This window comes from Bellilinea sp. (genome assembly GCF_053501535.1).
The window spans coordinates 1-8995 of the sequence record NZ_JBRCOK010000077.1 but is presented as its reverse complement, the minus strand read 5'-3'; the positions used below and the strand labels follow the sequence as shown (position 1 = coordinate 8995).

The window sequence follows — 8995 nt, the reverse complement described above, 5'->3', positions numbered from 1 at the left end:
GAACGTTTCTACCCGGAAAAGGTTCCGCCGCCACCACAGCCCCCTGCCAGCCGGCCGGCACAGCCGCAAGAACCGCCGGCTTTTGACTTTCGGGCTGAAATGCGTGAAACCCGTGTAACGGTGGATGCGCTGCTGGCGGAGGGTAAAATTGAAGAGGCAGAAGAATACATGGAGCAGAGGCGGCGCATTTTTTGGGAAAACGGCTACCGCATCCGGCGGCTGAATCAGGCTTACTTTGCCTTTTACGGCGCCTACGCCGATCAACCCGGCGGAGCCGCCGGAGAGGATCCCGTCCCCGCCGCCGTGCGTGCGCTGCGCGCCCAAAGCCCTTCGCTGGCGGCTTTCATCAATCGAATCGCCTGGGTAACTTCTTACGAAGCGCTGACCGCCTTGCTGAAACCGTGAAGTCACCCCATCAGTCCAAATCGCTCATTCCGCCAAAGTCACCGCCCTCATCGCTGCCCAGTTCGGGCAGGTCGCGCTCAATATCCTCCGGCGATTGACCCTTTTCCAGCCGATCCACCACTTCGTCGAATACATCCCCCATATCCTCGCCCAGTTCGCTCTTCATCTGGCGCATCATGCGTCCCAGCGTGCGCGGGTCATCTTCCAGACCGGCTAAATTGTCGGGGTCTGCCAGGCTTTCCAGGCGGCTGTCATCGGAACGGGCAACCCGCACCCGGCCGATGCGCCGCTGAACACGCTTACTTCCGCAGTGGGTACAGGTAACCTCGCGCGTGCCATATTCGGAATAGGACATAAAGACTTCAAAGCGTTTGCGGCAGTCCAGACAGCGATACTCGTAGGCAGGCATTCTCACACTCCACTCATCAAAGAGTTCAATTTCTCTATTATAATCAAACCAATGTAAGAAAACCGTAAGAGCCTGCCCAAAGGAGTGAACAAAACTTCATGCCGCATTCGTCTGCCTCGCTGCTGCCCGGTCAAAGCCCGTTGCTGGTGGTCATCTCCGGCCCTTCCGGAGTCGGCAAAGATACCGTGATTCAGGAACTCAAAAAACGCAACCTGCCTTTGCATGTGGTGGTCACCGCCACCGACCGCAAACCGCGCCCCAACGAGGTGGACGGTGTGGACTATCACTTTGTCAGCACCGCCCGGTTTGAGGAAATGATTCGCAATCACGAATTGATTGAATACGCGCGGGTTTACGATGATTACAAGGGCATTCCCAAACGCGAAGTCAGCGATGCCATGCACAGCGGCAAGGATGTCATCTTCCGAGTGGATGTGCAGGGGGCTGCCCGGCTGCGTCAGTTGTTTCCTGAGGCGGTGATGATTTTTCTGCTGCCGGCCAGTTTTGAAGAACTGGAAGCGCGTCTGACTGCCCGCCACACCGAAACACCCGCCACGCTGCAAAAACGCATCCAAACCGCGCAGGAAGAAATGAAGCGCCTGCCCGAATTTGAGTATGCGGTGGTGAACGCCGACGGTCAACTGGAAAAAACCATTGATCAGATTCTGGCAATTCTGACCGCCGAACACCTCAAGGTGAAACCCAGAACTTACTCGCTATGAATCACACGCCCTATTCCCAGTACGACAACGAAGAACATCCGCCGGTACCGCCCGCCGGGCCGGTGAGGATTTTCCGGCGGCCGACTTCCGAGCCGCCCTACGTCACCTACTTTATGATTGCCACCTGTGTGCTGGCCTTTCTGGGTCAGTTGTTCACCCAAACCACCACCGGGGCTGACCTGCTGGCTGCGCTGGGTGCCAAAGTCAACCCGCTCATCGTTGCCGGGCAGTACTGGCGGCTGATCACACCGATGTGGCTGCACGGCTCGGTTTTGCACATTGCCTTCAACATGTATGCGCTGTTCATTTTCGGCAGCAATCTGGAACGTTACTACGGTCACAACCGCTTCCTGCTGCTGTACCTGATTTCCGGCTTTGCCGGGAATGTCATTTCCTTTATGATGACGCCGCGCCCTTCATTGGGTTCTTCGACCGCCATTTTTGGTCTGCTGGCGGCGCAGGCCGTCTTTCTCTATCAGAATCGCACGTTGATTCAAAATGCGCGCAGCCTGCTGATGTCCACGCTAATGATTGCCGGCATCAACCTGCTGCTGGGCACCTCGCCGGGTATAGATAACTGGGGACACTTGGGCGGGCTGATCGGCGGGCTGGCGTTTGCCTGGTCGGCCGGGCCAATCTGGACGGTACAGGCTGATTTTACCGGCGTCAGTCTGGTCAATCAACGCAGCCGCAGGCGGGTGGCGCTGGTAGCGGTGGGGGTTACCCTGGTGTTTGCCGCACTGGCAGCGCTGCGCATCTGGATGGGTTAAAAAAATTCCCCCACAACGGCAGACCCGAGTGTGGGGGAAGCATCAGCCGATTCAGGCGCGGATTTCCTGCCGCTGGAAGAGGATGTAAGCCAGCGCAAACAGGACGATGGTGGCGGCGATCAGGCCGGTCAACTGCGGCCAGATCAGCGCCACCGATTGGGAAAGCGGCAGCGGTGAACCGAGAATGGCGCCTTCCATCTGCGTCGGCAGCAGAATGCCCAGCGAGCGGGTTTCCGGGTTGAGCAGGGCGATCATCGTTTCGGCGTACAGTGTGTTGGGCGAAAAGCGCGAAAGCGCCAGCTGCAGGTTGGCCTGCGCCAGCAGCTCGCCCAGCGTGCCAAAGCGAATCGGGCTGAGCGACTGTGCCAGCAAACCGGCAATGATGTTCCAGAATACGGTAAAGAACAACCACACTGCTGTGGAAGTCAGCGCCGCGGTTGCCGGCTGCCGGAAGATGACCGAAAAGACCATCGCCAGCGCCAGCCAGATGCCGCCGTAGAAGATGGTGGCCAGCAGGAACCACAGCGCACGTCCCACTTCTTCACCGCCGGGTGCCACCCCCAGCCGCAGAATGCCCAAACCGAAAATCAGCAGCCAGAGCGCGGTGCATACCAGCGCAAGGGTGAAGAGTCCCGCCAGAAACTTGCCCATCAACAGCGCATCGCGGTAAATGGGCTGCGCCAGCACGCGCGAGAGCGTGCGCCGGCTGAACTCACTGTTGACCGAGTCGAACGCCAGCGCAATGGCAACCAGCGGGATGAAGAAAGCCAGCAGCGCCACGAAAGCCGGCAGCGGATTTTGGGCGGTGGTGAACAGACGCAGGTACAGAAAGCGGTCCTGACTGATGTTCTGACTGATGTTCTGGGTTGCCACATAGATCGAGCCGACTGCCGCCAGCACAATCAGAATTTCCAGCACTACCATGCGCGCACTGGAGAGGTGGTCGGCCATCTCTTTGGCAACCACCGCCCACATCCCCTTCCACGGCGAGCCCTCGCGGGCTGCTGCCCGGCCGGTCGCTTCAGACCTGGCGGCTAAGGCTGGATTGGGTTGTGCCATGTTCCACCTCCTTGAAGTAGGCGCTGTAAATTTCTTCCAGACTTTGGGTCTGCACATCCAGTTTATACAAACGCCCGCCGGCCGAAACAACCGCCTGAGCGGCCTCCGGACGCAGATCGCGGGCGGCTTCCATCGTGTACAGGTTCTCGGCGGTCTGGCGGATGTTGCGGAAGCCATCCACGCGCTGTAAAGCGGCCTGAATGGCTTGCGGGTCGCCTTCGGCCTGCAGCTGAATGCGGTAGGCGCCGCCCAACACCCGCTCGGCCAGTTCGTTGACGCTGCCCTGCAGCACCATGCGGCCCTTGTGGAACAGGCCGACCCGGTCGCAAACCGCCTGCACCTGATAGAGCAGATGCGAGGAAAGCAGGATGGTGATGCCCTCCCGCTTCAGCGCGCGAATCATTTCCAGAAATTCCAGCGAGGCTTCCGGGTCCAAACCGGAAGTCGGCTCGTCCATGATGATCAGGCGCGGGTTCTTGATCAACACATCGGCTACCCCCAGCCGCTGACGCATGCCCCGCGAGAAGGTAGCCACCCGCTTATCCGCCACATCCCGCAGGCCTACCCGTTCGAGCGCTTCTTCCACGCGCGCCGGCAGTTGCTGGTTGGGTATGGCGTTCAGACGGGCGATGTAGGTCAGGTTTTCGCGGGCGGTCAGTTCATCGTAAAAACCGACCTGATCGGGCAGATAGCCAACCCGCGATTTAACACTGAGCGGCTGGCGGGTGGGGTCCAGCCCCAGCACGCGCACCGAACCGGAAGTCGGCTCGGTCAGCCCCAGCAGCATGAGGATGGTGGTAGTCTTTCCCGCACCGTTGGGACCGAGCAGACCGAACACCTCGCCAGCCTGAACCTGCAGGTTGAGATGGTCCACTGCAACGAACGAATTGTATTTTTTGGTCAGGTCGCGGGTTTCGAGGACGGTCTCGCTCATACTCACCTCCACAGAAAAGGAATGGGGAAGCGAGAATCAGCGCCGCCCGAAGCGGGAAACCGCCATGCCCACCGCCGCCACGGCCACCGCAATCAGGGCGATGCCTGCCACACCCCACAGGGTAGAAGTGACCACGGTGATGCGGAATTCGGCCGATTGCTGCTTGCTGTCCACCGGGCGGGCATTGACCGTCAGCAGATAGTCACCGGCAACGGCTTTTTCGGCCGGTTTGATGGTGGCGGTGACTTCCACCTGCTGACCGGCGGGGATTTCGACAATTTCTTTGGGGTCAAAGGTCACCGACCAGCCGCTGGGTTCGATGGAGCTGAGCTGGATGCCGCGCAGCGGTGCTGTACCGGTGTTTTTGAGGATGATCTTGAGCGGGTTATCCTGTCCGGCAGTTGCCTGACCGGAAAGCCGCCCATCGGGTGTGGTGATGGAGAGACGTCCTTCACCCACCACATCGGCAGCCAGATCCATGCTGGCTTCCACATCCCCGGCGCGGGCGTAGATGCTGAATGGGTAGCGCCCGGCTTCGAGGGTGATGAGCGGTTCGGCGACTACGGTCAGGTTCTTGCTTTCATTGGCGGCCAGTTGAATTTCGGTGACGGTCTGACCGGCCGATTCGAAGCGCACCTGCATGTTGGTCGGCTGATCGGCCGAAAGGGCAACGGTCAGGTCTTCACCGCCTTCGTTCTTGAGCGTCACCGTGTAGCGGAAGGTGCTGCTGGGTGTCCCGCGCTGTACCGGCAGCCCGTCCATGTCCAGCGAGAGGCGCGGGGGCAGTTTTTCCTTGACCGTCAGGGTGATGGGCATTTCGGCGGTTTGGGTCTTGCCCTTTGCCACCACTTTCAGGGTGTACTTGCCGGCTTCGGGGTTGGCGGGCGGTTCGATGCGCACGTCCACATTGACGGTGGTTTCACCGTCCAGATAGACCGCATCCACAATCCGGCTGCCGCCGCGGAAACTGGCTTCCCAGCCATCCGGCAGCCCCACCACTTCCAGATTGACCATTTGCGGACTGTCCGCCCGCAGTTTGAGGGTGAGGGTGACCACTTCGCCAAAGCCGATGATCTGGCTTGGATAGGTGGTGGAGATGGTCAGCCCGGCGGCAGGCGTTTCATCCTGAGCCTGTACCGGAACCGGCAGCACGAACAAGGCAATCAGCATTAAAACCAGTGAAATGGGTAGTAGACGCTTCATACTTCTTCACTCCTTGTATGCAAAGATGTAAAAAGAGTCGGGTTTTTGACGAACGCTATCCTACTACGAAAACATAAGAAAATGATTAGAAGATTGTTAAGGATTGTGTTTAACGGCGTGCCGGGGCAGGTGTCCGTTCTGCCCCGGTAGCGTAAAGAAAAGGTGAAGGAGGATTAATCCGTTGAGATAGACGGCTCGGCAGCCGGAACGATCCGTTTTCCGCCGGGCTGCTGATCATCCAGCGTGTTGATGAGAGGCGCGGTTAAGCCGATGAATCCCATCAGCAGGCACATCACTCCGCCGAACAGATACCACGAACGCAGGCCCAGCCATTCGGCCACCGGCGCGCCGATCATCATGCCCAGCGGCATCATTGCTGAAGCCAGACTGTTGACCAGCGTAAACACCCGTCCCTGCATGTACGGCTCAATTTTGGATTGCAGCAGGGCAAACAACGGCCCGTTGGTGAGCGGGTTCATAATTCCGGAAATCAACATACCGCTCCATGCAATCCAGTAACCCCATGCCGGGGCTGCTCCGGTGAGCAATACACCCACGCCAATGCCCATCAACGACAGCATGGAAGTGATGATTTTGCGCCGAAAGCCGCCCCACGCGCTCAGCAGCAAGCCGCCTGCCACTACCCCCACCCCCCAGGCGGATTGCATCCACGCCAGTTGCAATGCGCCGCCTTTGAAGTGCTGGGTCACCAGCAGCGGCATGAAGGCCGAACCGGGGCTGAGCAGGAAATTGACCATGGCCGCCATGAGCAAGAGGGTGAAAACCCCCGGCCAGGAAACCACATAGCGGAATCCGCCGCGCACATCCGCCCAAACCGTTTTCGGCGTAACCGCCAGATGGGCATCTTCGCGGACGGGCTGGGGGATGGCGATGAACAGAAGCGGCAGAATTGCCAGCCCGGCGGTGAGGATATCAATCGCCAGCACCTGAAAGATGGGCAGGGTGCTCATCAGCAATGCGCCGAGCGGCGGCGCACCGATGCCGATCAGCCCGTTCAACGCCTGATTGGCTCCCGCAATGCGCGAAAGGTGCTCTTTGGGCACCATCAAGGAGGTGGAAGCCTGCATGGCCGGCCAGTGAAATGCCCCGCCCAACGAACGGATGAAGAGGGCCACATAGACATGCCACAATTGCACCTGCCCGCTGGCAAACAAAATTACCAGCCCAACTGTGGCCAGTGCCACCGTACCATCGGCGGCAACCATCACCCAGCGGCGATTCCAGCGGTCCACCAGCGCGCCGGCAAATGGAGAAAGGAAAACCTGCGGCAGCAGCCCAACCAGCGAGGCGCTGGCCAGTACGGCGGCCGAACCGGTTTTTTCGGTCATCCACCAGATCAGCGCAAAGTGAACCAGCCCACTGCCCAGCAGCGAGAAGACCTGCCCGGCCCAGATGGGAATGAAGACGCGCAGCCACTTGAGGGAAGATTTCTGTTCCATAGGTTTCTAAAATACGGAAAAAAAGTGCCTTCGCCAAATCGGACGATTGGCGCGTTGCAGACCGGTTTTGACAATATGGAGAGGAAGTTTAACCTCTCAGGCGGCTTTACTCGATGTACACCTCGACGTGCTCTCCGTCTTCGTCGTCGTACACATCCACCAGATGCCCGCTCTCACCGGATTGGATGAAGGCCATCAATTCGTTGACGTCCAGCCCTTCAATTTCGGGGGCAAAGCGCATCCCCATGCGGATGCCGGATGCCACCAGGTTGAGCGGCAGGCGTACATTGACGCGTGTCTTGCCGGTATCCGTATCGGTGACCCGCACGCGCAGCCAGCGTCCACCGCCGGCCGGCGAGGGAGGTGCGGGAGGGACGGGCGGGCGGGGCGCGCCTTTTGCCTGCGCGGCGCTGGTTTCCAGCGCTTCCAGCAGACGAGCAGCCTGATCGGCGGTAATTTTCCCCTCCTGGAGAAGCTGCAGGATTTTTAATCGTTCTTCCGGGTTTGCCATGTTGAATTCTTTCCTTTCCGCCGGCCTTTCAGGCCGATTCTTCGCGTTTGCCCAACAGCCGTCGGTGGGCTTCTTCAGGGGTAATCAATCCCTGTGCCAGTTCATCCAGAATGCGCAGTCGGTCTTCTGCCGATAGGCGCACGGGTACTTCTTCCTTGCCCGGCTCAAACCCCAAAGCGCGCAATACTTCGTTGAAACGGTTGCGCAGGGTTGGGTACGACAGCCCCAGTTCCTCTTCCATGCGGTTGAAACGTCCTTCGCAGCGGATGAAGGTGAGCAAAAATTGCAGCTGCTCACTGTTCAGTGGGGCAAAGGGGTTTGCCGAAGGATGAAAATGCCCCTCGACGGTCGTGTTGCATTGGGCGCAATATAAACGTGTGACCATCAATTCAGATGAACACACCGGGCAACGGCTTAAGATGGGATACATCACTCCTCCTGTTTGCAGGCGTTCCAGAACGCCACGCCTTTGATTTTTTGAATCAATCTACAATTATTTTAATCAAATATTCAATATTGTCAATAGTAAATTCGATATTATTTATATTTTGTCAACAATATTAAACCAGTCCCGCAGGAGGATGAATCGCAGGGCTGGGATTGTACACTAAATTTTTTTTAACAATTGACCAGCCCTTCAATCTGTTGACTCGCTGTGTTATACTAATTTTTATAAAAGGAAACCCACATCATCAGCGGTTAAACCTACCTGTGGGAGGAATTATGAAGAATCTGCTCCTCATGCGGCATGCAAAATCCAGTTTCAAAGAAGGTGAAATGCCCGACTTTGAACGCCCTTTGAGCAAGCGCGGCGAAAAGGATGCGCCGCGCATGGGCAAACTGCTCAAGGAGAAAAACCTTGTCCCTGACTTAATCCTGTCCTCAACCGCTGTTCGTGCCAGCCGTACCGCCGAACTGGTGGCCGAAAAATGCGGTTACAAAGGTGAAATTCTGTACATCCAGAACCTGTATCTGGGTGAGCCGGAATCCTATCTGGAGGCCTTGCGTGACCTGAAGGAAGAAGATGGCGACCTCCAAACCGTGCTGGTCATCGGACACAACCCCGGCATGGAAAGCCTGATGCAGATGCTCACTGATCACATGGACTGCCTGCCTACCAGCGCCATTGCCTACCTGAAAGTGCCGGTGCGCTCGTGGAGTGCTTTGACCCCGCAGGTCATTGCCCATCTTGAAAATCTGTGGCGTCCGCGCGAAATCAAGCAATCCTAATCGTCGCGAATCATTCTTTATTCATTAACGCAGGTTCGGGCTAGCCGCAAACCCCGGACTGTAGCGACACTCACCCGAATCATAACCCTCCGAGCGAAGCGACTCCTACCCGGATCATGTCACTCCGAGCGAAGCGAGGAGTCTCCCTCCAGGAAGGGAGATTGCCGCGCTCGCTGCGCTCGCTCGCAATGACGTTAAACCAGCCATGTCCCTCCGAGTGAAGCGACACTCACCAGTGCTGACGGGAGTCACCCCCACCCTCCTCCCCCAAAATCGCTGGCGATTTTGGGGG

The 8995-nt window shown here is 58.2% G+C and carries 10 protein-coding genes and 1 pseudogene; 4 read left to right on the top strand and 7 right to left on the bottom strand.

What is annotated here, in order from left to right:
* Positions 1-405, top strand: a pseudogene (locus ACWIZX_RS08115) (hypothetical protein); the annotation flags it as partial.
* A 10-nt stretch (positions 406-415) separates the two neighbouring features.
* On the opposite strand, the gene ACWIZX_RS08110 reads toward ACWIZX_RS08115, so the two are convergent.
* Complete coding sequence (locus ACWIZX_RS08110) at positions 416-814, bottom strand: FmdB family zinc ribbon protein (protein WP_448335416.1); 399 nt, start codon at positions 812-814, stop codon at positions 416-418.
* A gap of 98 nt (positions 815-912) precedes the next feature.
* On the opposite strand from ACWIZX_RS08110, the gene ACWIZX_RS08105 reads away from it, so the two are divergent.
* Together ACWIZX_RS08105 and ACWIZX_RS08100 are read left to right on the top strand one after the other, a co-directional pair.
* Positions 913-1536: a guanylate kinase gene (locus ACWIZX_RS08105; protein WP_448335415.1), complete on the top strand. Its 624-nt coding sequence runs from the start codon at positions 913-915 to the stop codon at positions 1534-1536.
* Entirely contained in the window at positions 1533-2306 is a 774-nt protein-coding gene (locus ACWIZX_RS08100) for a rhomboid family intramembrane serine protease (RefSeq protein ID WP_448335414.1), read from the top strand. Before ACWIZX_RS08105 ends, ACWIZX_RS08100 begins: the two co-directional genes overlap by 4 nt.
* A gap of 51 nt (positions 2307-2357) precedes the next feature.
* Here the strand turns inward: ACWIZX_RS08100 and ACWIZX_RS08095 are convergent, their stop codons facing one another.
* From ACWIZX_RS08095 to ACWIZX_RS08070, 6 genes are all read right to left on the bottom strand, one after another.
* The gene (locus tag ACWIZX_RS08095; RefSeq protein ID WP_322793671.1) at positions 2358-3365 is read right to left on the bottom strand and encodes an ABC transporter permease; all 1008 of its coding nucleotides are present in this window, start codon (positions 3363-3365) and stop codon (positions 2358-2360) included.
* Positions 3328-4299 carry an ABC transporter ATP-binding protein gene (locus tag ACWIZX_RS08090; RefSeq protein ID WP_448335413.1) on the bottom strand — a complete coding sequence of 324 codons (972 nt, stop codon included), beginning with the start codon at positions 4297-4299 and terminating at the stop codon, positions 3328-3330. The genes ACWIZX_RS08095 and ACWIZX_RS08090 overlap by 38 nt, the downstream gene beginning before the upstream one ends.
* A 36-nt stretch (positions 4300-4335) precedes the next feature.
* Entirely contained in the window at positions 4336-5502 is a 1167-nt protein-coding gene (locus ACWIZX_RS08085) for a COG1470 family protein (RefSeq protein ID WP_448335412.1), read from the bottom strand.
* 173 nt (positions 5503-5675) lie between these two features.
* Complete coding sequence (locus ACWIZX_RS08080) at positions 5676-6962, bottom strand: MFS transporter (RefSeq protein WP_448335411.1); 1287 nt, start codon at positions 6960-6962, stop codon at positions 5676-5678.
* Positions 6963-7068: 106 nt separating this feature from the next.
* Positions 7069-7473 carry an SHOCT-like domain-containing protein gene (locus ACWIZX_RS08075; RefSeq protein WP_448335410.1) on the bottom strand — a complete coding sequence of 135 codons (405 nt, stop codon included), beginning with the start codon at positions 7471-7473 and terminating at the stop codon, positions 7069-7071.
* 28 nt (positions 7474-7501) lie between these two features.
* On the bottom strand, positions 7502-7903 hold the full coding sequence (locus ACWIZX_RS08070) for a DUF2089 family protein (protein WP_448335409.1): 402 nt from the start codon (positions 7901-7903) through the stop codon (positions 7502-7504).
* Between the two features lie 293 nt (positions 7904-8196).
* On the opposite strand from ACWIZX_RS08070, the gene ACWIZX_RS08065 reads away from it, so the two are divergent.
* Complete coding sequence (locus ACWIZX_RS08065) at positions 8197-8703, top strand: SixA phosphatase family protein (RefSeq protein WP_448335408.1); 507 nt, start codon at positions 8197-8199, stop codon at positions 8701-8703.
* Positions 8704-8995: the final 292 nt, after the last annotated feature.

Excerpts from the sequence above, each read along its gene's own strand:
- ACWIZX_RS08080 (WP_448335411.1), bottom strand. The coding sequence starts at position 6,962 with ATGGAACAGAAATCTTCCCTCAAGTGGCTGCGCGTCTTCATTCCCATC.
- ACWIZX_RS08070 (WP_448335409.1), bottom strand. The coding sequence starts at position 7,903 with ATGTATCCCATCTTAAGCCGTTGCCCGGTGTGTTCATCTGAATTGATG.
- ACWIZX_RS08065 (WP_448335408.1), top strand. The coding sequence starts at position 8,197 with ATGAAGAATCTGCTCCTCATGCGGCATGCAAAATCCAGTTTCAAAGAA.
- ACWIZX_RS08110 (WP_448335416.1), bottom strand. The coding sequence starts at position 814 with ATGCCTGCCTACGAGTATCGCTGTCTGGACTGCCGCAAACGCTTTGAA.
- ACWIZX_RS08075 (WP_448335410.1), bottom strand. The coding sequence starts at position 7,473 with ATGGCAAACCCGGAAGAACGATTAAAAATCCTGCAGCTTCTCCAGGAG.
- ACWIZX_RS08095 (WP_322793671.1), bottom strand. The coding sequence starts at position 3,365 with ATGGCACAACCCAATCCAGCCTTAGCCGCCAGGTCTGAAGCGACCGGC.
- ACWIZX_RS08105 (WP_448335415.1), top strand. The coding sequence starts at position 913 with ATGCCGCATTCGTCTGCCTCGCTGCTGCCCGGTCAAAGCCCGTTGCTG.
- ACWIZX_RS08085 (WP_448335412.1), bottom strand. The coding sequence starts at position 5,502 with ATGAAGCGTCTACTACCCATTTCACTGGTTTTAATGCTGATTGCCTTG.
- ACWIZX_RS08090 (WP_448335413.1), bottom strand. The coding sequence starts at position 4,299 with ATGAGCGAGACCGTCCTCGAAACCCGCGACCTGACCAAAAAATACAAT.
- ACWIZX_RS08100 (WP_448335414.1), top strand. The coding sequence starts at position 1,533 with ATGAATCACACGCCCTATTCCCAGTACGACAACGAAGAACATCCGCCG.